General features: G+C 49.3%; 19 protein-coding genes, 2 tRNA genes and 3 rRNA genes. 6 read left to right on the top strand and 18 right to left on the bottom strand.

Annotated features, from left to right (window positions below):
• Positions 1-73: 73 nt before the first annotated feature.
• Positions 74-703, bottom strand: a complete 630-nt coding sequence (locus NT239_13790) for a pseudouridine synthase (GenBank protein ID XGA70823.1) — start codon at positions 701-703, stop codon at positions 74-76.
• Between the two features lie 130 nt (positions 704-833).
• Between NT239_13790 and icd the strand changes: the two genes are divergently transcribed.
• The gene (gene icd / locus NT239_13785; GenBank protein XGA70822.1) at positions 834-2,057 is read left to right on the top strand and encodes an NADP-dependent isocitrate dehydrogenase; all 1,224 of its coding nucleotides are present in this window, start codon (positions 834-836) and stop codon (positions 2,055-2,057) included.
• 135 nt (positions 2,058-2,192) lie between these two features.
• Here the strand turns inward: icd and NT239_13780 are convergent, their stop codons facing one another.
• Complete coding sequence (locus NT239_13780; GenBank protein XGA70821.1) at positions 2,193-2,396, bottom strand: cold-shock protein; 204 nt, start codon at positions 2,394-2,396, stop codon at positions 2,193-2,195.
• 242 nt (positions 2,397-2,638) lie between these two features.
• On the opposite strand from NT239_13780, the gene clpS reads away from it, so the two are divergent.
• On the top strand, positions 2,639-2,947 hold the full coding sequence (clpS, locus tag NT239_13775) for an ATP-dependent Clp protease adapter ClpS (GenBank protein ID XGA70820.1): 309 nt from the start codon (positions 2,639-2,641) through the stop codon (positions 2,945-2,947).
• Position 2,948: 1 nt separating this feature from the next.
• Positions 2,949-5,216 (top strand): ATP-dependent Clp protease ATP-binding subunit ClpA, encoded by a 2,268-nt coding sequence (gene clpA, locus NT239_13770; GenBank protein XGA70819.1) that lies wholly within the window; start codon positions 2,949-2,951, stop codon positions 5,214-5,216.
• Between the two features lie 62 nt (positions 5,217-5,278).
• On the opposite strand, the gene NT239_13765 is transcribed toward clpA, so the two are convergent.
• The 16 genes from NT239_13765 to NT239_13690 all read right to left on the bottom strand — a co-directional run bounded on the left by NT239_13765 (position 5,279) and on the right by NT239_13690 (position 21,135).
• Positions 5,279-6,094 carry a mechanosensitive ion channel family protein gene (locus tag NT239_13765; GenBank protein XGA70818.1) on the bottom strand — a complete coding sequence of 272 codons (816 nt, stop codon included), beginning with the start codon at positions 6,092-6,094 and terminating at the stop codon, positions 5,279-5,281.
• A gap of 72 nt (positions 6,095-6,166) precedes the next feature.
• On the bottom strand, positions 6,167-7,090 hold the full coding sequence (gene xerD, locus NT239_13760; protein ID XGA70817.1) for a site-specific tyrosine recombinase XerD: 924 nt from the start codon (positions 7,088-7,090) through the stop codon (positions 6,167-6,169).
• Entirely contained in the window at positions 7,087-7,578 is a 492-nt protein-coding gene (locus tag NT239_13755; protein ID XGA70816.1) for a methylated-DNA--[protein]-cysteine S-methyltransferase, read from the bottom strand. The genes xerD and NT239_13755 overlap by 4 nt, the downstream gene beginning before the upstream one ends.
• A gap of 62 nt (positions 7,579-7,640) precedes the next feature.
• On the bottom strand, positions 7,641-8,711 hold the full coding sequence (locus NT239_13750) for a glycoside hydrolase family 18 protein (GenBank protein ID XGA70815.1): 1,071 nt from the start codon (positions 8,709-8,711) through the stop codon (positions 7,641-7,643).
• Between the two features lie 31 nt (positions 8,712-8,742).
• Positions 8,743-9,093 (bottom strand): RidA family protein, encoded by a 351-nt coding sequence (locus tag NT239_13745; GenBank protein ID XGA70814.1) that lies wholly within the window; start codon positions 9,091-9,093, stop codon positions 8,743-8,745.
• 49 nt (positions 9,094-9,142) lie between these two features.
• Positions 9,143-10,327, bottom strand: a complete 1,185-nt coding sequence (locus NT239_13740; GenBank protein XGA70813.1) for a fatty acid desaturase — start codon at positions 10,325-10,327, stop codon at positions 9,143-9,145.
• Positions 10,328-10,395: 68 nt separating this feature from the next.
• Positions 10,396-11,709 (bottom strand): mechanosensitive ion channel, encoded by a 1,314-nt coding sequence (locus NT239_13735; protein XGA70812.1) that lies wholly within the window; start codon positions 11,707-11,709, stop codon positions 10,396-10,398.
• Between the two features lie 3 nt (positions 11,710-11,712).
• Positions 11,713-12,204, bottom strand: coding sequence for an adenylyltransferase/cytidyltransferase family protein (locus NT239_13730; GenBank protein XGA70811.1), 492 nt, complete (start codon positions 12,202-12,204; stop codon positions 11,713-11,715).
• Between the two features lie 256 nt (positions 12,205-12,460).
• Positions 12,461-12,574, bottom strand: a 5S ribosomal RNA gene (gene rrf, locus NT239_13725).
• 138 nt (positions 12,575-12,712) lie between these two features.
• A 23S ribosomal RNA gene (locus NT239_13720) occupies positions 12,713-15,599 on the bottom strand.
• A 300-nt stretch (positions 15,600-15,899) separates the two neighbouring features.
• A tRNA-Ala gene (locus NT239_13715) sits at positions 15,900-15,975 on the bottom strand.
• A 38-nt stretch (positions 15,976-16,013) separates the two neighbouring features.
• Positions 16,014-16,090: transfer RNA gene (locus NT239_13710), tRNA-Ile, on the bottom strand.
• Positions 16,091-16,286: 196 nt separating this feature from the next.
• Positions 16,287-17,820 (bottom strand): 16S ribosomal RNA (locus NT239_13705).
• Together the 16S, 23S and 5S rRNA genes with 2 tRNA genes alongside form the textbook arrangement of a ribosomal RNA operon.
• Before the next feature lie 657 nt (positions 17,821-18,477).
• On the bottom strand, positions 18,478-19,413 hold the full coding sequence (locus NT239_13700; protein ID XGA70810.1) for a hydrogen peroxide-inducible genes activator: 936 nt from the start codon (positions 19,411-19,413) through the stop codon (positions 18,478-18,480).
• Positions 19,410-19,931 carry a disulfide bond formation protein B gene (locus NT239_13695; GenBank protein XGA70809.1) on the bottom strand — a complete coding sequence of 174 codons (522 nt, stop codon included), beginning with the start codon at positions 19,929-19,931 and terminating at the stop codon, positions 19,410-19,412. The genes NT239_13700 and NT239_13695 overlap by 4 nt, the downstream gene beginning before the upstream one ends.
• Before the next feature lie 40 nt (positions 19,932-19,971).
• Entirely contained in the window at positions 19,972-21,135 is a 1,164-nt protein-coding gene (locus NT239_13690; GenBank protein XGA70808.1) for a patatin-like phospholipase family protein, read from the bottom strand.
• A gap of 195 nt (positions 21,136-21,330) precedes the next feature.
• Here NT239_13690 and guaB point away from each other — a divergent pair, with 195 nt between their 5' ends.
• From guaB to NT239_13675, 3 genes are all read left to right on the top strand, one after another.
• Positions 21,331-22,797: an IMP dehydrogenase gene (guaB, locus tag NT239_13685; GenBank protein ID XGA70807.1), complete on the top strand. Its 1,467-nt coding sequence runs from the start codon at positions 21,331-21,333 to the stop codon at positions 22,795-22,797.
• A gap of 164 nt (positions 22,798-22,961) precedes the next feature.
• Positions 22,962-23,513 carry a hypothetical protein gene (locus NT239_13680; protein ID XGA70806.1) on the top strand — a complete coding sequence of 184 codons (552 nt, stop codon included), beginning with the start codon at positions 22,962-22,964 and terminating at the stop codon, positions 23,511-23,513.
• Positions 23,514-23,701: 188 nt separating this feature from the next.
• The gene (locus NT239_13675) at positions 23,702-24,328 is read left to right on the top strand and encodes a hypothetical protein (GenBank protein XGA70805.1); all 627 of its coding nucleotides are present in this window, start codon (positions 23,702-23,704) and stop codon (positions 24,326-24,328) included.
• Positions 24,329-24,895 lie beyond the last annotated feature (567 nt).

The following is a 24,895-nucleotide window of genomic DNA, read 5'->3' as shown; positions in this document are numbered from 1 at the left end:
AACAGAATTTTACCGCACTCAAGCCCAAAGCCCTAAGCCCTTACTGCGTAAAAATCAGCGTTGGAAAATAAGATTAGCGCACTTTATTCGGACCACGGCGACCGCGCTGCTTAGGTCTTGCCTTTTGTGGGCTTGCAGGCCTGGGCGCTCCGGGCGCGGCAACGCTCAACTCTTTATATTTACCCAAGGCAATACCATCTAAGGTATAGCCACCAATCGCATACCGAATAAGGCGCAGCGTTGGATACCCAACTTTAGCGGTCATGCGACGCACTTGGCGATTTTTGCCTTCCGAAATCGTAATTTCCAGCCATGTGGTTGGAATATTGGCGCGCTCACGAATCGGCGGGATGCGCGGCCAAACGATCTCTGGCTGATCAATAATCCGCGCGCCGGCGGGCTGCGTTTTAAAGTCGCCCAAATCCAAACCGCCTGCGCGTAACGCTTGCAAAGCTGCTTCGTCGGGAATGCCTTCGACTTGCACCCAGTAAATTTTCGGTAATTTGTGCTTGGGATCGGTGATGCGATGGATCAATGGGCCGTTGCCGGTGAGCAATAACAAGCCTTCCGAATCGGTATCGAGCCGACCAGCGGCATAGACGTCTTTGATCGGTACATAATCGGCTAAGCACTGGTGCGGCGGGCTAGGCGTGAATTGGCAAATCACACCGTAGGGTTTATTCAACAAGATCAGCTGTGGCATGGCGATCGGACTTGGCAGGTAAGCGTCAAACCTGTGATAATAGTGCGTTTTTTCGTTTCAGCTTGGAAAAATACAATAAATAGCTGAATCGATTTGTTTTCAATGACTGTTTTACACAGGAAATAGCACGATGAGTCTGATCAAAGTACCTCAAGGCGGCGCGAAAATCGTTCCTAACCTCGCCACTCCTGACAATCCAATTATCCCTTTCATCGAAGGTGATGGTATTGGTGTGGATATCACTCCAGTAATGATCGATGTAGTCGATGCTGCTGTGAAAAAATGCTACGGCGACGCGCGTAAAATCCACTGGATGGAAATCTACTGCGGCGAGAAAGCGTCTAAATTGTACGCTGACGGCTCTTACCTGCCACAAGAAACCCTCGATGCATTGAAAGAATACGTTGTATCGATCAAAGGCCCATTGGCTACACCAGTTGGCGGCGGTATCCGTTCATTGAACGTGGCTTTGCGTCAAAACCTGGACCTGTACGTTTGCTTGCGTCCAGTACGTTACTTCGACGGCGTTCCTTCGCCAGTTAAACGCCCAGACCTCGTAGACATGGTGATCTTCCGTGAAAACACTGAAGACATCTACGCCGGTATCGAGTGGGATGCCACTTCTGAAGGCGCGAAAAAAGTTATCGAATTCTTGCAAAAAGAAATGGGCGTGAACAAGATTCGCTTCCCAGAATCTTCTTCAATCGGTATCAAACCAGTATCGAAAGAAGGTACTGAGCGTCTGGTTCGTAAAGCGATTCAATACGCAATCGACAACAACCGTAAGAGCGTTACCTTGGTTCACAAAGGTAACATCATGAAGTTCACCGAAGGTATGTTCCGCACTTGGGGCTACGAACTCGCTAAAAACGAATTCGGCGGCGTTGAGATCGACGGCGGCCCATGGTTGCAATTGCCAAACGGCATCGTAATCAAAGACGTGATCGCTGACGCGTTCTTGCAACAGATCCTGTTGCGTCCAGCTGATTACGACGTTATCGCTACATTGAACCTGAACGGCGACTACATTTCTGATGCGTTGGCAGCAGAAGTGGGTGGTATCGGTATCGCTCCAGGCGCGAACTTGTCTGACAACGTAGCGTGCTTTGAAGCAACGCACGGTACTGCACCGAAATACGCAGGCCAAGACAAAGTAAACCCAGGTTCATTGATCCTTTCTGCTGAAATGATGTTGCGCCACATGGGCTGGACTGAAGCTGCTGACAAGATCATCGAATCTATGGGCAAAGCCATTCAAGACAAGATCGTTACTTACGACTTCGCTCGCCTGATGGACGACGCGCAAGAAGTGTCTTGCTCGGCCTTCGGTAAAGCAATGATCGAGCGCATGTAATTCGCATCACGCTGATCAACAAAAAACCCCGCTTAGCGGGGTTTTTTTATTTCTTACAATTTTCACCGATATACTGAAGCAACAGACATAAAAAAACCCGCAGACTAATGCTGCGGGCTTTAAAACTCGAAAGTTTTAAGCTGTTTGAATATTGCCAGCTTGCATGCCTTTTTGGCCTTGCGTCAATTCGAAAGAAACGCGTTGACCTTCTTTCAGTGTTTTAAAGCCTGGCATATTGATTGCAGAGAAATGAGCGAACAAATCATCGCCGCCTTCATCTGGAGTGATAAAGCCAAAACCTTTAGAATCATTGAACCACTTAACAGTACCTAATGCCATATCGAAATAATCCTGCAAACTAAATTAAATAATCATGAAATTTCGGACCCAATAAAACGTCAAGTCCTAGGTTTAGTTAGACAGAAATACTTCCATCAAACTTGCATTACTTTTTACGCGAGATTAACGTGGTCGGTCAAGTGGAACAAACTTAACTAATTAACAGTGTGTCATCTCTATCACGCTTGAAAAAAGATGACTTAGAGCCAAAATAGAAGAGACACCCAAAGTAGTGGAACACAATGGCAATTTCGCATCAGTTTGACACCGAACTCAAAAAAGCAGACGTACGTACCGCGCCCCCGCCCATGTGGCAGGTAGTGTTATTAAATGATGATTTCACCCCGATGGACTTCGTCATCGACGTGTTGCAGCAGTTTTTCGGACTAGGATCGGATCAGGCCACACAAATTATGCTTAAAGTGCACCATGAAGGTCGCGGCGTCTGCGGAATCTATCCCAAAGACATTGCCGCCACCAAAGTGGCCGACGTTACGCAGCACGCGCGCTCACATCAGCACCCGCTGCAATGCATCATGGAGGTGAAATAAAATGATCGCCCAAGAACTCGAAGTCAGCTTGCATATGGCGTTCATGGATGCGAGGCAAAAGCGCCATGAATATATTACGGTCGAACATTTATTGCTCGCACTACTCGACAACCCCTCCGCCATTGAGGTGATGAAGGCGTGTGGTGCCAATATTGAAGAACTGCGCCGTCAGTTGGGAGACTTTGTCACCGAGCACACGCCCGTGGTCTCAGGCACCAGCGAAGTGGAAACCCAACCCACCATCGGTTTTCAGCGCGTAATCCAACGTGCGATTTTGCACGTGCAATCATCGGGCAAAAAAGAAGTGACCGGTGCGAATGTCTTGGTCGCCATCTTTGGTGAAAAAGACAGCCATGCGGTGTACTTCCTGCACCAACAAGGCATTACCCGTCTGGATGTGGTTAATTTCATCGCGCATGGCATCAGCAAAAGTGCGAGCAATTCATCGCAATCGGCACCGAAAAATGAGCCTAATGAAGAAAGCGATGGAGAAACCAGCGCAGGTGGCGCATTAGAAAACTACACGCAGAATATGAATCAGCAAGCGCTGGCGGGCAAAATCGATCCATTGATTGGCCGCGATCATGAGCTGGAACGCGTAATTCAAACCTTGTGCCGTCGCCGTAAAAATAACCCGCTACTCGTCGGGGAAGCTGGCGTGGGTAAAACCGCAATTGCCGATGGCTTGGCACGTAAAATCGTCGAAGGTGATGTGCCTGATGTGCTGGCCGACGCCACCGTCTACACGCTTGATATGGGAGCCCTGCTTGCTGGGACTAAATACCGTGGCGACTTTGAGCAACGCCTTAAAGCCGTGATCAAGCAACTCGGCGAAGAGCGCAACGCCATCTTGTTTATCGATGAGATTCATACCCTGGTCGGCGCAGGTGCGGCTTCCGGCGGCACGCTGGATGCGTCCAACTTGCTCAAGCCTGCCTTGTCGAACGGCACGCTCAAATGCATTGGCGCAACCACCTACACCGAATATCGCGGCATTTTTGAGAAAGATAACGCATTGTCGCGTCGCTTCCAAAAAATCGATGTGGTCGAGCCAACGATTGAACAAACCGTGGAAATTTTAAAAGGCTTGAAGGATAAATTTGAGGCCCATCACGGCATCAAATACACGCAAGCCGCATTAACCACTGCAGTTGAGCTTTCTGCCAAATTTATTAACGACCGGCATCTGCCCGATAAAGCGATTGATGTGATCGACGAAGCCGGTGCGGCGCAAAAAATCCTGCCGCGCTCGAAACAGAAAAAAACCATCGGCAAAGGTGAAATCGAAGACATCATCGCAAAAATTGCGCGCATCCCACCTAAATCGGTGTCGACTGACGATAAAAACACGCTTAAAACACTCGAGCGTGATTTGAAAAATGTCGTCTTTGGCCAAGAAAAAGCGATTGAAGTACTTGCGACTTCGATCAAAATGGCGCGCGCCGGTTTGGGCAATCCGCAAAAACCAATCGGCTCTTTCCTTTTCTCTGGTCCGACCGGAGTCGGCAAAACCGAAGTGGCGCGCCAACTCGCGTACACAATGGGGATTGAGTTGATTCGCTTTGATATGTCGGAATATATGGAGCGCCACGCGGTTAGCCGTTTGATTGGCGCGCCACCCGGATACGTTGGTTTTGAACAAGGAGGTTTGCTAACCGAAGCGATTAACAAACACCCGTACGCAGTGGTCTTGCTCGATGAAATCGAAAAAGCGCACCCCGATATCTACAACGTATTGTTGCAGGTAATGGATCACGGTACGCTGACCGACAACAATGGGCGCAAGGCGGATTTTCGCAATGTCGTGATCATTATGACGACCAATGCCGGCGCGGAAATGCTGAATAAATCGGTGATTGGTTTCACTGCGAAAAAAGAAACTGGTGATGAGATGCAAGAAATCAAACGCATGTTCACGCCAGAATTCCGTAACCGTATCGATGCAATCATTCCGTTTGCGCCACTCACGCACGAGATCATCCTACAAGTGGTCGAGAAATTCTTGATGCAACTTGAAGCTCAACTGCACGAGAAAAAAGTCGAAGCGCATTTCAGCAATGAGTTGAAAGACTATCTGGCTAAACACGGCTTTGATCCGCAAATGGGTGCTCGTCCAATGGCGCGCCTGATTCAGGATACGATACGCAAAGCTTTAGCTGATGAATTGCTGTTTGGCCGCTTGGTAAGTGGTGGCGAAGTAACCATCGACATCGACAAGGATGGTAAGGTATTGCTTGATATCGCAGAGAAAGAAACAGTTCCAGCTTGATACTCTACTGATGCATAAAAAAACCCGCCAATCGAAGGCGGGTTTTTTTATATTCAAATAGATTATTTTTGCACGACGGTGAGCATCTGAGATGGTGTCGGCGCGGGAAATGCAGCGAGCGTTTCCATAATGACGCGATTCGTATCGAAATACACTTGCCAGTAATGATCATTATGGCAATACGGACGAACAGCCAAAACTGGGCCCACTAATTGGAATTCTAGAATTTCAACGTCAACAGTCGGCTCTGCCACCACATTTGGAATCTTGGCAATATTGGCTTTCAGCTGTGCAATGGCCTCTGGCACATTGGCAGCAGCTGATAATTGCGCTTTCAAGTCAACCCGGCGAAATTGAGTTGATGTGTAGTTTTGAATATTATCGCTAAAAATTTTGTTATTGCCGACATAAGTAATGATATTGTCTGGCGTTAAAATCACAGTCGAAAATAAGCCCACTTCGTGCACTACACCAGTGATACCACCAGCTGTAATCATGTCACCCACCTTGAACGGGCGAAGCACGATTAAGAACGCGCCACCCGCAAAATTAGCCAACAATCCAGACCATGCCATACCAATTGCAACACCCGCTGCAGCCAGTAGCGCGGCAAAAGTGGTCGTTTGGATGCCAAAGTAGCCCAAAATTCCCACTACCAGTAGGACATTCAAAATGACGGTAACCGCGGAGCCTACGTAGCGTAACACCGTAGGATCAACGTGCTGCCGATTCAAGCCTCCTTGCACAAAACGAACAACAACACCAATTAACCAACGACCAATCACCCAAAAGGCAATCGCAGCTAAAATTTTAATCCCGAACTCAGCCACATAACTCATGGCCAAATCTTGGTATTTACTAATTACCGCCGTATCCATAATCCTCTCCTAATGATAGCCAACTACTGGCATAACAAAATCTTACCCGAATCTAGCTTTTTACTGAACAAACTAGCCGCGTGGATGATGAATTTGGTGCAATTGTTTGAGTCGTTCGCTTGCAACTTGCGTATAGATTTGAGTTGTCGTGATATCGGAGTGCCCCAATAAAGTCTGCACAACCCTCAGATCAGCGCCATGATTCAATAGATGAGTAGCAAATGCATGGCGCAGCACATGAGGGCTCAGCAATTGGGGCTCAATACCTGCCTGCGCCGCATACTGCTTGATAATGAACCAACAGCCTTGTCGCGTCATGGCTTCACCACGCTGATTGACAAACAAACATGCTTCGGCAGGATTTGCCACCAGTAATGTACGCGCCTCAGTGAGGTAACGGGCAATCCAATCCGCGGCCACCTCCCCCATTGGTACCAAGCGCTGCTTGCCGCCTTTACCTTGGGTAATGTGCAAATAGCGCTCACGTAAATGCACTTGTGTGATTGGCAACGTTACCAATTCAGTGACCCGCAAACCGGTAGCATACATAAGCTCAAGCATGGCCCGATCGCGCAAGCCAGCCGCAGTGTCCAAATCTGGAGCGTTTAATAATGATTCAATAGCGCCTTCAGATAAGGCCTTGGGTAAGGGTCTCACGCGCTTTGGTGACGCTAGTTCAGCGCAAGGATCCAATTTCAACTGATCCTGCAAAATCCAATAACGATAAAACTTCCGTAAACTGGCCATTCTGCGCGCAAGACTGGCGGCTTTTAAATCCCTAGCTTGGCGAGCTAGAAATGCTTGCACTGCATCACGATCAGCTTGCCATAAAGTCAGTTGTCGCTCTTGCTGCAACCAGTGCGCCCAGATCAGCAAATCGCGGCGATAACTCTCGATGGTATTTTTCGCCAAGCCATCGCCTAACCAAATGCCATCGAGAAAACGATCAATCAGTGTGACTTCATCGGCAGAGATAATATTGCGGCTATCGGTCATTTGATAAGGTTTGAGGAAATGATGCCTTCGTGTGCCAACAGCCAACGTTTGATCGGCATCCAATCGATGCCATTTCGATTCGCGTTAAAACCGCCTAGCCCATTCGCCGCAAGAACTCGGTGGCAAGGCACAATAATAGGTAGCGGGTTTCGACCACATGCCCCCCCTACCGCTCGGGGACTTGAGCGAATGATACTGGCAATATCGAGATATCGCAGCGTCTGCCCCGACTCGATGCGTGCAATTTGTTGCCATACTTTTTGTTGATGCGGTGTCCCCTCTAAGGAGTAGGGCAAATCAAAGGTAAATCTCGGATTATTGCAATATGCAAGTAACTGCTTTTTCGCTTCGGCGAGCAAGGGATGGACGCATGTCAATTCCGGTACGAGGTGGCCTAAAAAATCTAGCCTTAATAGTGTGGCATCTGTCGCGATCAACTCGACACCACCAAATGGCAGATTAATATGCATTGTCGTTAAAGTCGTCATCACAATACTCCTACACGTATTCCGCCCAAAATCAGTCTATATATTTAATAGAACGCTATACCCTAGGAATAAAAACCATCATGCAGCGCGTTAAGTAACGCATAATGATGATCGTCGCTTAACTCCCAAAACATTACGCCTGCCAAATTCAATTGTTTTGCATACCGCCCTTTTCGCTCGATGGATTCGCAATCTTCATAGCTGATGAATTCATCGCCATCAAAAAGCCATGGTGCTTGTGCCGCCTCATCCCAATGACGCACAAAGCGATTACTCGGAAGTAATTCCGTCATTATTTTGTGGAACCCAGGTGCTGCGTTACTCCCGGCTTGACCAAGCGCCCCTAAACCGGCCCGACCAACCCCTTTAAGCGAACGACCATAGAGCGGACAACCCAGCACCAATTTTGCCGGTGATACACCATGATCGATGAATAGCTGAACGGCGCTATCAACACTATCCCCAGTCGGGTCGAGCGAAGAGCAATACAAATTGGCATGATGACCGGCTTTCGTTGCCCAGCCATTATAAAAATCATACGTCATCAAATTAATGAAATCGCAGGTCTGGGCAACTCGTTCAATCTCAACACCATCGAGATAATATTGACCCGCACCCGCCGCAATACTGAGCTGATAGCGTGCCGAACCTTGCCGACACTCCAGATCTGACTGCCGATCGAGGGCCTGGCGTACTTCCTCTAATAGTAGGGAGAAATTACCTTTATCCTCGGTGCGTGCTTTGATACCCGCCATGGCATTACTCGGGTACTCCCAATCCAAATCGATTCCATCGAGTTGTCGCTCACACATAAACTGCACTGCTGAGCGGGCAAACTCCTGCCTAGATTGTTGATTCAGTGCGGCATCAGAAAACCCTTCCGCCCCCCAACCACCGATCGAAATCATGATTTTGAGTTCAGCGTTCTGCAATTTAAGCGTTTGAAGCTGCTTGAACTTATCCTCAAACTGCGCTAACTGCTCACTACCTCTGGCTAGACTAGGGGCCAAGACGACTTGAGAATCACAAATATTGGCAAAGGCATAACACACATGAGTGAGTTTTTCTGCCGGCATGCTAGCAATATCAAATTTATTCCAAGTAGCCAAATAGGCTAAAAATATACGGGACATGGTACCGGTCTTGGCGTTAGTTAAGGCAAGTTTACAAAGCAGCGATAATCGTCATTTCCACTAAATAGCGCGGATCCGCCAATTTGGCCTGCACAGTAGCTCGAGCCGGCGTATGCCCCTGTGGAACCCAGTCAGACCACGCTTGATTCATGGCATCATAATCAGCCATATCACTCAAAAAGATCGTCACTTGCAAGATTTTGCTTTTGTCTGACCCCACCTCCCCCAATAAACGGTCAATGCAGGCTAAGACTTCCTGAGTTTGCCCCAATGCATCTTTGCTCAAGGTCTCGGCGATTTGCCCAGCCAAATAGACCGTATTGTTATGTACCACTGTCTCACATAAGCGTGGGCCAACATGATAGCGTTGAATTGAAGACATTTAATTTCCTTGCAAAAAAGGCGAGCTGGGCTCGCCTCGATGAATAGAATTAAGCCACAGCGCGTAATCGTAAGGAGAATTCTTGCAACGCTTGAATTCCACTGGCTTCTGCGCGTTGGCACCAATCTTGTAATTGTTGTACTAATTCATCCCGAGTTAAGGTTGAGCGCTCCCAAATTCGCGTCAACTCTTGCCGCATTTGATAAATTTGGGTCAATACTGCACTTTGCGCTAACACAGCTTGCAGATGCTTTTTTTCTGCCATTGGGGTGTCTTTATCATCCTGCTTCAGCCAAATTTTCATCTGCTTGGTCAAATTGCTATTGAATGCAGGTAAGCAGGCCGCGGCACGCAATGACTCTACCTCTGCAGCTACCGTCGCTTTGAGGGTACGTGCATAGCTAGCGGCAATTGCATAACGATTAGCGATAATCGCTTGCAAGGCAGCGTCATCCAAAACTGGGCGCGCATCAGCTAGTTTCAATTTGGGCGCTACTTTGCGTACAGACGCTAAACCCAATAAGGATAAAATTCGGATATACAGCCAGCCAATATCAAACTCAAACCATTTATACGAAAGTTTGGCCGAGGTACCAAAGGTATGATGGTTGTTATGTAACTCTTCACCACCAATCAAAATCCCCCACGGCATGATATTGGTCGATGCATCTTCACATTCAAAATTCCGATAGCCCCAGTAGTGGCCAATCCCATTGATTACACCTGCAGCTGTAACAGGAATCCAAAGCATTTGAACTGCCCAAATCCAAATGCCATTCACACCGAATAAAGCAAGATCAATCAGAGCCATCAATACTGGGCCCATAGACGCATACTTGCTATACAAATTTCTCTCTAGCCAATCATCAGGCGTGCCATGCCCATATTTTTTCATCGTCTCAGCATTTGCAGCTTCGGCGCGATAGAGCTCCCACCCTTCAAAGAAAACTTTCTTAATCCCAAGAATTTGTGGGCTATGCGGATCTTCTTCTGTTTCGCATTTTGCATGATGTTTGCGATGGATAGCTGCCCATTCCTTCGTAACCTGTGCCGTTGTCAACCACAACCAAAAACGGAAAAAATGACTCGCTATCGGATGCAAATCTAACGCACGATGTGCTTGATGGCGATGTAAAAAAATCGTCACCGATGCAATCGTGATATGGGTCAGACATAAAGTGATAATAAGATATGCCCACCAAGGCAAATCAATTAGGCCATTGAGCCATTGCATTGTAAATTTATCCTTAAACCAATCATTCGAGCGGGTACTCGAAATCAATTCTACCCACTACGCAATTATTACGCAGGATTCACCGATGATGGGCTAGCGCCATCCGGCTGCAACAGCATAATATCGCGTCTTGGATACGGAATTTCGACGTTGTTTTCCTTAAACGCGCGCCAAATTTTTAAGTTCAGCTCAGACTTAAGTCCCATCTGCCCATTTTCGGGATCCGCCAGCCAAAAACCAAGTGTTAGATTGATGCCGCTATCCGCAAAGGCTGTGACAAAAGCCCCTGGCGCAGGATCTTTTAAAATACGTGGATTCCCCTCAGTCGCCGCCACCATAATTTCCATGACTCGATCTAAGTCAGAGTTATACGCCACTGAAACGGGTAACCCCACCCATACTGAGCGGTCGTTATACGACTGATTAACAACGGTTTGCGTAATTAAAGTATCGTTAGGCACTAGAGATTCAGTGCCATCCGGTGCTTTAAGCACGATATAACGCGAAGTTAGTCCGCTAATCACCCCTTGCCGATTATCTACTGAAATCAAATCTCCCATTTTGATCGAACGATCGAGCAGAATGATGAAACCAGACACATAATTCGATGCAATTTTCTGCAGGCCAAACCCTAAACCGACCCCCAAGGCTCCACCAAAAACGGATAACACCGTGAGATCAATACCAACCAATGACAAAGAAAGCAGTACGGCCAATACCACTAAGGCAGAACGCATGACTTTGACCAAAACCACGCGAACATTCATTTCCATTACATCGGCCATCATTAAACGATGTTCGATTGTTCGTCCTAACCACATCGCCAACAATAATGTTGCCCCAACAGACAGCAAGCCTTGTAACACGGTCAATACCGATATATGCACCTTCCCAGCATCAAAGCTAATCGCATCCAGTGTTTGTAAAACTTCTGGGAGAATACCAACGACATGCAAGACATATAAGCCCCAAATCGTGAGCGAAATATACTTCTCCCATTGTTGCACCCATTGTGCACCTTCAAATACTCGGCGAATCACATAAACAAAGATGCGAATATTGACCATGGCTAGCATCAATAAATTCGCGACTCGCAATAGCGAATTGTTTTGCCCATCAATAAAATGCAGCACCAAATTCGATACGCTTACCAAAATGAGCGCCAAAATTGGAAATAAAACCCGTTTGAGTCCATCACCACCGGTTTTCCAGCGCATGTCCTGCACGGACTGATGACTGAGCACTCGACGCGAAGCCCAAAATGCAGCGCCCCAACAGAGCAAAAGTGTCACAGCCTGCGTGATAATCTGCGGATGAAAGAAGCCCAGCTGATTAAAATCGCTAATCAGAATTGCTAACAAATTATGTCGGTCCAGCGTCATTAATTACTCACCTCGAATTAATTGCAGCGTTTTAGTCGTCGATGTATCAAACAAAAATGGAATCGAATGAACCGCACCACCGCGTGCCAAAACCTCTTTACTGCCCACGATATGCTCAGGCAACCAGTCTCCACCTTTGACCAATATCTCAGGTTGAATCAGCTCGATCAAATTAAATGGGGTATCTTCATCGAACCACGTCACCAAATCAACCGACTCCAAGCTCGCCATCACGGCAGCACGATTTTCGAGTGGGTTAATTGGTCTGTCATTGCCCTTCCCCAGACGACGTACTGAAGCATCCGTATTTAAAGCCACCACCATCGCAGAACCCAACGCGCTTGCTTGCGCCAAATACGTCACATGGCCGCGATGAAGAATATCAAAGCAGCCATTCGTAAAAACCAGCGGGCGCGCAATTTGTCCTAGGCGCTGCAGCAACTGCTCAGGCGCACAAATTTTCGACTCAAAGCTCGGTTTGTCATAGACAGACATTGCAATTCCTTAATTTGATACCACACACAGAAGAAGCAGTTTAAGTAACATTCTCAATCCTGCACAACCTATTCCAGTGTTTATATTTAGTATTTAAAACTCATTCGTAGACATTATATCGTGCCGAACCGACCCAAAGCATGGGTATATTTCCATAAGCCATAGCAAGTGATGCTGTGGCGACAATACATCAAGCCCTATATTTCCAGCGCAAAGCAAAAAGCCCAGCTGATTCAGCTGGGCTTTCTATTAGGGAGTCTGGCAATGACCTACTTTCACACGGGCAATCCGCACTATCATCGGCGCTGAGGCGTTTCACTGTCCTGTTCGGGATGGGAAGGAGTGGGACCACCTCGCTATGGTCACCAGACAAAACTGGCTGAGTTAACTGCTTACCTCATTGGGTTTGCAATCACTCGAAATCAATAGAAGAAGTAATCTTATTTCTCTGTCTTAAACATTCACAATCGGGTCGATTGCACCTGTCGCTTAACGCGTCTCAGGTTATAGGATCAAGCCTCACGGGCAATTAGTATCGGTTAGCTTAACGTATTACTACGCTTCCACACCCGACCTATCAACGTCCTGGTCTCGAACGATCCTTTAGAGGTCTTAAAGACCTAGGGAAGTCTCATCTTGAGGCTAGTTTCGCGCTTAGATGCTTTCAGCGCTTATCTATTCCCGACTTAGCTACCCGGCAATGCCACTGGCGTGACAACCGGTACACCAGAGGTCAGTCCACTCCGGTCCTCTCGTACTAGGAGCAGCCCCCCTCAAACTTCCAACGCCCACTGCAGATAGGGACCAAACTGTCTCACGACGTTTTGAACCCAGCTCACGTACCACTTTAAATGGCGAACAGCCATACCCTTGGGACCGGCTACAGCCCCAGGATGTGATGAGCCGACATCGAGGTGCCAAACTCCGCCGTCGATGTGAACTCTTGGGCGGAATCAGCCTGTTATCCCCGGAGTACCTTTTATCCGTTGAGCGATGGCCCTTCCATTCAGAACCACCGGATCACTATGTCCTGCTTTCGCACCTGCTCGACTTGTCGGTCTCGCAGTTAAGCCGCCTTTTGCCATTACACTATCAGTACGATGTCCGACCGTACCTAGGCGACCTTCGAGCTCCTCCGTTACAATTTGGGAGGAGACCGCCCCAGTCAAACTGCCTACCATGCACGGTCCCCGATCCGGATAACGGACCTAGGTTAGAACCTCAAAGGGGTCAGGGTGGTATTTCAAGGACGGCTCCACAGAAACTGGCGTTCCTGCTTCAAAGCCTCCCACCTATCCTACACAAACCACTTCAAAGTCCAATGCAAAGCTACAGTAAAGGTTCACGGGGTCTTTCCGTCTAGCAGCGGGGAGATTGCATCTTCACAAACACTTCAACTTCGCTGAGTCTCGGGAGGAGACAGTAGGGCCATCGTTACGCCATTCGTGCGGGTCGGAACTTACCCGACAAGGAATTTCGCTACCTTAGGACCGTTATAGTTACGGCCGCCGTTTACTGGGACTTCAATCAAGAGCTTGCACCCCATCATTTAATCTTCCAGCACCGGGCAGGCGTCACACCGTATACATCCACTTTCGTGTTAGCACAGTGCTGTGTTTTTGATAAACAGTCGCAGCCCTCATTTCTCTGCGGCCTCATTGGGCTCCAGTTGTACACCTTCACCTACTAGAGGCACACCTTCTCCCGAAGTTACGGTGTCAATTTGCCGAGTTCCTTCTCCCGAGTTCTCTCAAGCACCTTAGAATTCTCATCCTACCCACCTGTGTCGGTTTGCGGTACGGTTCGATATTAGCTGAAGCTTAGTGGCTTTTCTTGGAAGCAGGGTATCGCTCACTTCGTCTACAAGTAGACTCGTCATCACGCCTCAGTGTTAAAGCAGCCCGGATTTGCCTAAGCCACACACCTACACGCTTAAACCAACTCTTCCAACCGTTGGCTGAGGTAACCTTCTCCGTCCCCACATCGCACTAATACCAAGTACAGGAATATTAACCTGTTTCCCATCGACTACGCATTTCTGCCTCGCCTTAGGGGCCGACTCACCCTGCGCCGATGAACGTTGCGCAGGAAACCTGGGGTTTTCGGTGAGGGGGCTTTTCACCCCCTTTATCGCTACTCATGTCAGCATTCGCACTTCTGATACCTCCAGCATCCTTCTCAAGACACCTTCACAGGCTTACAGAACGCTCCTCTACCATATGTACATCGTACATATCCGCGTCTTCGGTTATCAATTTGAGCCCCGTTACATCTTCCGCGCAGGACGACTCGACCAGTGAGCTATTACGCTTTCTTTAAATGATGGCTGCTTCTAAGCCAACATCCTGGCTGTCTATGCCTTCCCACCTCGTTTTCCACTTAATTGATCATTTGGGACCTTAGACGGCGGTCTGGGTTGTTTCCCTCTTGTCCCAGGACGTTAGCACCCCAGGACTGTCTCCCATGCTCGCACTTGACGGTATTCAGAGTTTGCCATGGTTTGGTAAGTCGCGATGACCCCCTAGCCATAACAGTGCTTTACCCCCGTCAGTGATACATGAGGCACTACCTAAATAGTTTTCGAGGAGAACCAGCTATTTCCAAGTTTGTTTAGCCTTTCACCCCTAGCCACAGCTCATCCCCTGACTTTGCAACGTCAGTGGGTTCGGACCTCCAGTGCGTGTTACCGCACCTTCATCCTGGCCATGGCTAGATCACTTGGTTTCGGGTCTACGCCCAGCAACTATGCGCCCTATTCGGACTCGGTTTCCCTACGCCTCCCCTATTTGGTTAAGCTTGCTACTGAACGTAAGTCGCTGACCCATTATACAAAAGGTACGCAGTCACAGAACAAGTCTGCTCCCACTGTTTGTATGCATCCGGTTTCAGGTTCTATTTCACTCCCCTCCCGGGGTTCTTTTCGCCTTTCCCTCACGGTACTGGTTCACTATCGGTCGATGATGAGTATTTAGCCTTGGAGGATGGTCCCCCCATCTTCAAACAGGATTTCTCGTGTCCCGCCTTACTTATCGTACGCTTAGTACCACAATTGTGTTTTCATATACGGGGCTATCACCCACTATGGCCGGACTTTCCATTCCGTTCTATTAACACGACTGTTATCACGTACAGGCTCTTCCCATTTCGCTCGCCACTACTTTGGGAATCTCGGTTGATTTCTTTTCCTGCGGTTACTTAGATGTTTCAGTTCACCGCGTTCGCTCTACATCACCTATGTATTCAGTGATGAGTGACCCAAAAGGGCCGGGTTTCCCCATTCGGAAATCGTGGGATCAAAGCACTTTGCCAGCTCCCCCACGCTTATCGCAGGCTATCACGTCCTTCGTCGCCTATCATCGCCAAGGCATCCACCAGATGCACTTATTCGCTTGATCCTATAACCTCAAACACGTTTTACCGTATCATCGGTTTAGAGTATCGGTATTTACGACTTGTTGAATGAGTTCTCACGTCATTCAACGCTGATCTTTCGATCAGAGATACAATCAACCCAATTTATTTACTGTTCACACCAAGTTGCCTTGATGCTCACATTGTTTAATTAGGAGATATTACTTCTTCTATTTTGTTAAAGAACGATACAGATGCCAAAGGCATTCTGATTTAAGAAACCAGAACAAAATAAACAAACCAGAATAAATCTGCTTGCTCACTGAATTCTGAACTCTTGTGATTGGTGGAGGATGACGGGATCGAACCGACGACCCCCTGCTTGCAAAGCAGGTGCTCTCCCAACTGAGCTAATCCCCCAATCTGGCATTACAAAGCTGTTTCCACTGATGAATCAATGGTGGGTCAAGCTGGAATCGAACCAGCGACCCCCGCCTTATCAAGACGGTGCTCTAACCGACTGAGCTACTGACCCAGCTTTTGTCTTCACTAGATCATCTCTAACTTCGCGATTACTTTTAGATAATCTACGCCGCCAGAGCTACTGACCCAGCTTCCAACCAAGTCCGTAACCCTGCAATGAATTGCTTCATTGCTCAGCTACTTTCTCTGTATCTTCAAACTCTACAGCCGATGAGTGTGAGTACTTGACCCGAAGGTCTTTTCTCTTGAAAGGAGGTGATCCAGCCGCAGGTTCCCCTACGGCTACCTTGTTACGACTTCACCCCAGTCATGAATCCCACCGTGGTAAGCGGCCTCCTTACGGTTAGCCTACCTACTTCTGGTGAAACCCACTCCCATGGTGTGACGGGCGGTGTGTACAAGGCCCGGGAACGTATTCACCGCGACATGCTGATCCGCGATTACTAGCGATTCCGACTTCATGCACTCGAGTTGCAGAGTGCAATCCGGACTACGATCGGTTTTGTGAGATTGGCACCCCCTCGCGGGTTAGCGACCCTCTGTACCGACCATTGTATGACGTGTGAAGCCCTGGTCATAAGGGCCATGAGGACTTGACGTCATCCCCACCTTCCTCCGGTTTGTCACCGGCAGTCCCACTAAAGTGCTCAACTGAATGGTAGCAACTAGTGGCAAGGGTTGCGCTCGTTGCGGGACTTAACCCAACATCTCACGACACGAGCTGACGACAGCCATGCAGCACCTGTGTTACGGTTCCCGAAGGCACTCCTCTATCTCTAAAGGATTCCGTACATGTCAAGACCAGGTAAGGTTTTTCGCGTTGCATCGAATTAATCCACATCATCCACCGCTTGTGCGGGCCCCCGTCAATTCCTTTGAGTTTTAGTCTTGCGACCGTACTCCCCAGGCGGTCTACTTCACGCGTTAGCTGCGTTACTAAGCTCCGAAAAGCCCAACAACTAGTAGACATCGTTTAGGGCGTGGACTACCAGGGTATCTAATCCTGTTTGCTCCCCACGCTTTCGTGCATGAGTGTCAGTATCAGCCCAGGGGGTTGCCTTCGCCATCGGTGTTCCTCCACATCTCTACGCATTTCACTGCTACACGTGGAATTCCACCCCCCTCTGCCGTACTCTAGTTAGCCAGTTCACAATGCAATTCCCAAGTTGAGCTCGGGGATTTCACATCGTGCTTAACAAACCACCTGCGCACGCTTTACGCCCAGTAATTCCGATTAACGCTTGGACCCTACGTATTACCGCGGCTGCTGGCACGTAGTTAGCCGGTCCTTATTCTTCAGGTACTCTCATCCCCGGTGGGTATTAGCCACAAGGATTTGCTCCCTGACAAAAGCGCTTTACAACCCGAAGGCCTTCTTCACGCACGCGGCATTGCTGGATCAGGCTTGCGCCCATTGTCCAAGATTCCCCACTGCTGCCTCCCGTAGGAGTCTGGACCGTGTCTCAGTTCCAGTGTGGCGGATCGTCCTCTAAGACCCGCTACTGATCGTTGCCTTGGTAGGCCTTTACCCCACCAACTAGCTAATCAGCCATCGGCCGCTCCAATAACAAGAGGTCTTGCGATCCCCCTCTTTCCCCCGTAGGGCGTATGCGGTATTAGCTATCCTTTCGGATAGTTATCCCCCATTACTGGGTACGTTCCGATGTATTACTCACCCGTTCGCCACTCGCCACCAGACCGAAGTCCGTGCTGCCGTTCGACTTGCATGTGTAAAGCATGCCGCCAGCGTTCAATCTGAGCCAGGATCAAACTCTTTCGTTTAATCTCTGCTATTTTTACTACTTGGCTTGTACTTCAATACTCAAAGAAAGAAACGAGATGAACAATTAAGTTCGTCTTGTTTATTTCCTATCATCTGAGTGCAAGCACTTGTTTCGACTTACGAATCAAGCACTCACACTCATCGGCTGTAATTTGTTAAAGATCGGGCTGAACAACCAGAGAAACATTCGTTTTGTTTCGCTGCGTCATCAGCAGAGAGGCCGAACTATACCCACGCCTCTGAAACACGTCAACACTTATCGACAAAGAAAAGCGAACAAAGGCGATAAATCATTGATAATAAAGAAAACGCAAATTAAAACAATTTTGAAACTCCCGCAAACTCAACGAGCTCAGCACTGGCAAACCCAACAAACAAACTGCAAAAACCAAGAACAAAAAGCACAAAGCCCGCTGGCGCGGGCTTTGACATGAACTACATACCAAGTATCTATAGCCTATTAATAAACCGCACCGTAATGCTCCCACACCACAGCCATGTTTTCTTTGAGTTGATTCAACAGCTCCGCCATAACCCGACTCCTTGATTGATTGCAGCACCATGTTAGCTATCTGCACTTCTGCTCAAATAATCTTAGTCGGACCAATCAACTATAGCCACTTGATTATATTTATATACTCAGTAGGCGTTCTCTATTACTCGACTTTGGCATCGTGCAACCACTGCACCTTAGGCATTGTGGACTGCAAAATTGCCTTGCGCAGCGCTTCGATTGCAGCCATACGTGGGAAGTTACGACGCCAAGCCATCACAACACGGCGCGTTGGCGCTGGCTCGCTAAACGGACGAATACTTAATAAAGCATCATCTGCGGCACTGACCGATGTTTCTGGCAGCACCGTCACACCAATGCCACCCGCCACCATATGCCGAATTGTCGTCAGCGACGAGCCTTGTAGGGTACGCTGCAAGCCGCCATGATTAATACTTTCGCGATTCAAATCTGGGCAGGTTTGCAAAACTTGGTCGCGAAAGCAATTGCCAGGTGACAATAACAGCACGTTTTCCTCTGCCAATTGTTCAGCAGAAACAGCAGCCAACTTTTCCCACTCATGCCCCTTAGGGGTAGCAACCACAAATCCTTCATCATAAAGCGCCTGCGTAGCAATGCCCCCCTCATGAAATGGGTCAGCCACGATTGCAACATCAATCTCGCCCTGCTTGAGCATTTCAGCCAAACGCGAAGTGAAATTCTCTTCAAGCAAGAGTTGCATTTGCGGCGCGTGTTCGCGTAGTTGCGGAATCAAGTGCGGCAATAAATAAGGGCTAATCGTGTAAATCACCCCAAGTCGCAACGTTCCTGCCAGCGGGTCCTTCCCCTGCTCGGCCAATTGCTTGACGACAGAAACCTCCTCCAAAACGCGCTGCGCCTGTTCGACGATGCGCTCGCCATTCGCAGTCAAAGTGACATCACCCGAAGAGCGCTCAAACAGCGTAACACCCAACTCGTCTTCGAGCTTTTTCACCGCAACTGATAAAGTGGGCTGCGAGACAAAACAGCTATTGGCGGCACGACCAAAATGGCGTTCACGCGCCACTGCGACGATATATCTAAGTTCAGTGAGTGTCATCGCCATTGATTCCTACGAATTTCTTGCAATTGAAGCCGTAGCAAATACCAAGTCACGGCAATTAAACCCACGCAAGCAACAACAATCCAGATCGGCATCGTGATACCAAACAGCAGGAAATCAATATTCGCGCAATCACCCACCGGACGAATCACTGCAGCAATCCAGCCTGGCCAAGCATTCAGATCAATCGGAAATGGCAGACTTGAAGCGCAAGTCACCGTAGGGTCTTTCGGGCCGTACTGCATCCAAGTATGGCGAGCGCCTGTAACCGCGCCGAACCCCGCCCACGCGGTTAGAATCAATCCATATAGATACACACCCGTGCGCGTACGAGCCGGCAAAACCACGGCCAGCAGCGCAAACAGACCAAAACCAATTATTGCAATGCGCTCATACACACACATCAGGCACGGCATTAGCCATTGATAAAATTGGTGGTAGAGCGCGAAGCCCATCATGCCAGCACAAGCCAAAAACAAGACGCCAAAACCGAGTCGCCAGCGTAATAGATTCATGCCGGATCTCCGCGCAAATAGAAAACAACTATTCTAACGCTTATTTCGGCGGTTCAGCAGCTAGAAAATCACGCAATTGCTGCTCTTTTTGCAATGCGTCGTGATAGCCCAAGGCAATCAGCTTGCGAGAATATGGCCCACAGAATAATAAATAACTCGCCAGCACCGAACCTTGCCGGCGAAAAGCGCCTAAACCGCCAAGAAAAAAGCGCATCCCCAGCGAAAACTCACGCCGAAATGGTAGCGTTAATTTCTCCAACGGTTGTGATGGTGAAATGGTTAAGACCTCAACCGGGCGCAAATTTAAATTCGCCTGCGCCCGCACTTCAGGTGAGATATACGAAATAGTGCGATTGATGCGCGTAATGCGTTCCAAGTCGGTTTCGAGCGAATCCAAAAAAATACTATTCATTAATTGCCCACTCACCTGCGCCAAACTCGGATAAGCGGTGGTATGTTGGCGCGCCGGATTATCGTCCGACTGCGGCGCAACCCCGATGACCAGCACGCGTTGCGCGCCCATATGAATCGCGGGACTGAGCGGCGCGATTTGACGTACCGAGCCATCGCCAAAAAACTCACGGTGAATGCGCTCGGCCGGAAAAACCAGGGGTATAGCGCTGGAAGCCATTAAGTGTGAGACATTAAGCTCGGTACGTACACCAATTCTCGAGGCGCGTTGCCAGCCATCCAGATCTGCCGCGCCCTGAAAAAACGCCACCGACTGCCCCGAGCTATAGCCCAGCGCCGAAATCGACACCGCCCGCAGCGCACCCGAATCGATATGTCGCTGGATTTGCGAAAAATCGACCACGCCCGATAAAAATTCGCGCAGCGGCGAATTATCTAAAAAAGAGCGCGGATTATATTTCCCCAAACCACCTAGCAGCAGCGCCCCCAGCCAATGAGCCCCAGTGCCAAGCAAAGCGCTAATCGAACCGTGATAAATCTGCTCGGGCTGCAAGTTTTGCCACATCCGCGCCAAGGAAAACACCGCACGGCGAAACTCACCCGCGCCCATTGCCAAACCAGCGGCGTTAATCGCGCCGGCCGACGTGCCGCAAATAATGGGAAAAGGATTCGCCGCGTGCTGCGGCAATAATTTGGCGATCGCCAATAACACGCCAACCTGATACGCCGCCCTTGCGCCACCGCCGGATAAAATCAGCGCGGTATTGGGCGCTGCATTGAGTGTGCGACTCATGCCGCCTCCTCGCCCAATTAATTAACATGGATCGGGCTGTCATGCTTTCAAGCTAGCTTGCGCGGCGCAATACATCAATCATGCAACGCAGCAATCACATTTGGATACACAAAAGCACTTTTGTCATATTACAAGCCCATAGTCGAAAAACTTGCATTTCGGTATAATGCTTTTTTGGCGAAAAGGATTTAGCTCATGCGCATTGTGCAAAAAGCCCTCACGTTCGACGACGTTTTGCTCGTCCCAGCCCACTCAAACGTGATGCCACGCGATGTCTCGTTGGCAACCCAGTTCACGCGCGGTATCCGCCTGAACCTCCCCCTCGTATCTGCTGCGATGGATACCGTTACTGAAGCACGCTTGGCCATTGCCATGGCACAAGAAGGCGGCATCGGTATCATTCACAAAAACATGACTCCGGTAATGCAAGCCAAAGAAGTAGCGAAAGTAAAACGCTACGAGTCTGGCATTGTGAAAGACCCTGTGACCGTTGCACCAGCCATGCTGGTTCGCGACGTCATCGCACTGACGCGTCAACACAAAATTTCTGGCCTACCAGTGATCGACAACGGTCAACTGGTCGGCATCGTGACCAACCGCGATTTGCGTTTTGAAACTCGCCTGGATGTGCCAGTTTCATCAATCATGACGCCAAAAGACAAATTGGTTACGGTTAAAGAAGGCACGAGCATCGAAGACGCTCGCACCTTAATGCACGAACACCGCCTTGAGCGCGTGCTGGTCGTCGACGACGCATTCCAGCTCAAAGGCTTGATCACCGTTAAAGACATTATCAAAACCAGTGAGCACCCACTGGCCGCCAAAGACGAGCAAGGTCGCTTGCGCGTTGGCGCTGCGGTTGGCGTTGGCGCAGGTACGGATGAGCGCGTTAAATTGCTGGTGGAAGCTGGCGTTGACGTGATCGTTGTTGACACCGCGCACGGCCACAGCCAAGGCGTGCTGGATCGCGTGAAGTGGGTAAAAACCAACTTCCCACAAGTGCAAGTCATCGGCGGCAATATCGCTACTGGCGCAGCGGCTTTGGCTCTGGTTGAAGCAGGCGCGGACGCGGTGAAAGTAGGCATCGGTCCAGGCTCGATCTGCACGACGCGTATCGTAGCCGGTGTTGGCGTACCACAAATTTCTGCCGTGGCGAATGTGGCTGAAGCTTTGGCCGGCACTGGCGTGCCATTGATCGCCGACGGCGGTATCCGCTTCTCTGGCGACATCGCTAAAGCGATCGCTGCGGGCGCGCACATGGTCATGCTCGGCGGTTTGTTCGGCGGCACAGAAGAAGCACCAGGCGAAGTTGAACTCTACCAAGGTCGTTCGTACAAGAGCTACCGCGGCATGGGCTCGCTCGGTGCCATGGCCGGCGCGAACGGCTCGTCTGACCGTTACTTCCAAGACAAAACCGCTGATGCTGACAAGCTCGTACCGGAAGGCATCGAAGGTCGCGTTCCGTACAAAGGCCCATTGACTGCGGTCATCCACCAATTGGTTGGCGGCCTGCGCTCATCAATGGGTTACCTCGGTTGCGCGACGATTGACGACGTTCACGCGAAAGCTGAATTCGTGCAAATCACCGCTGCTGGTATCCGTGAATCACACGTTCACGACGTGCAAATCACCAAAGAAGCGCCGAACTACCATCAAGACTAAGCGCTTGAATGCTTCGCCAAAAACCGCCCTTCGCAAGAACGGGCGGTTTTTTATTTTGGGCATATCCCAGAACAACACATAAAATTTAATGTTGCGAGCAATACCCTTCAAATCACAACTAAATCCAACTACACTCGCATATTCCCCATTTAAATCAGCGACTCATGATTCAACGTCTATTGCTCAGTGTCACTTTCCTCAGCGCCAGCTTATTGGCACAGGCGCAAGTGCCCAGCCACTGCAGCGAAAACGAATACGCCATTGTCGACGCGTGGATGGGTAAAACGGTCGCCACCGATTCAGGCTACAAAAATACGCGGCAAGGCAAAGTGCTATCACTGTGCGCCGACCAAGCGCGCGAGCCATTTGGCCGCATCAGCTATCGCTACGGCCTACCCGGCAAAGTAGAAATGAAGCTCGACGCCACGCCCCAAGCGCCGTTCACCATCGCCAACTTCAGCACCGGGCCACACACTGGCATGGATGTGGTGGGCATCTATCAAGGTGAATTTAGCTACTATATCGCCATCAACGGCGGCCAAGCCAGCGGCGTTGAGCTAACGGTGTTTAAAGGCCAGAAAAAACTGGTGGAACATTTTTCCGGTAATCACGAAGGTGAAGATTTTCAACTGGGCGAGGCTGAGATTGATTTAAGCGGCAATAAAGCGCGTTCGCCCGTGTTGAAAATGGGGAAATTGAAGCACGCGCTGTTTTAAGTAGCGTCAATGAGTCAAAATTAATCTATTAGCGCTTTAATGTTATAGGTATAAAGCCAAAAAGCTTCAAATACATAGCATTCAAAGCAATACTATCAGCAAAAAAAACACGATTAATCAAAAAATGGCTTCTTGCAGCGCACAAATGAACGCAGCCTTTGTCCGTCAAATAAAGTGGAAATAGCCCGATGAAAGCGCCTCTTGTGATTGTCTTGGTTTTGTCTGCGCCGTGTTATGCGGTAGATATTGGAAAGCTATTTAGCAACCCAAAAATTGCAGAGCAGCTCATCCCCTTAATGGAACAACAGGCACAGAAAGATCGAAGCTGCGCTGTTTTACTCAACCCAACGACGCGTCTGCAGCAGTGGCAACTAGATCTCAGAACGATGCAAGGATTAATGCAAATTGCGCAACCCCTAAATGCATCGACCACAATAGATACAAATGCATTGAGCTCGCAAACTGAAACAATCAAACTAAGTAATCAAATTCAAACGCTCAAGCTCATCGTCAATCAAAGTCAGGAATGTCTACTTAAATCCATTAACTGGGCAGACATTTGCAACAACAGCCATCCGACTATTGCGAGCCAATGCTCCGCCAATATCGATTTTGTGCAGTGGCTAAATCAAGAATGGCAATGCGAAAACAAAACCGAGCTGTGCTCTCAAAAACTAACTCAACTTCAGACAGCACAACTATCGAGCCGCCAATTGGCAGAATGGGCAATTGATAGTGCTAGCAACAACAATCCCACGCTGGATCGTGCAACATGGCGGCAGCTGCTTGGATTTGAAGCAGCAAAATCACAATGATTAAGCCTTTAACAGGACTGCATGGCCTGCTGCGCAGGCGGTGAACCGGCGGCTTCGCCCACCAGACGACGCGACGGAGCTTGGCGGCTTGCCGCCTTAGCGAAGGCCGCGGCCTAAGGCCGGCAAGGGACGGGTCTTGCTCCGTCCCTTGCAACCCTCGCGTGCCCGATCGCCGCGAAACCCCGCTTGAAAAAGCCACGACGAGGCGCCGCAAAACTCGCTGCGCGCTACCGTCGCGCAGCTTCCGTCTGGACTTCCTTCGGTCGCAAACAGGTTGCGGCTTAAAATGCCCCAAGGCCACAGTCTCCGCTAAGGCAACAAGTTGCCAAGCTCCACCATGCCTCGCCGAGTCATTTTCAAGCGGCGCGGCTCCACGGCAATCCGTTCTAATCAGCAGCAACAGTAGGGTCGGCTTTAGCCGACCGCGCACGATCAAAAAAGGCCGGCTAAAGCCGACCCTACAAAGACAGCATGTGTATATCGATGAAAATCAACCCCAAATTAACCTTCAGAGCAACACCATGGCATGTATATGCCACGCGGATCGATCAGGGGCTTGAATTCCCG

This window comes from Chitinibacter sp. SCUT-21 (genome assembly GCA_041874755.1).
GTDB lineage: Bacteria > Pseudomonadota > Gammaproteobacteria > Burkholderiales > Chitinibacteraceae > Chitinibacter.
The sequence above is the reverse complement of the archived record's forward strand: the minus strand, read 5'-3'. Positions and strand labels throughout refer to the sequence as shown.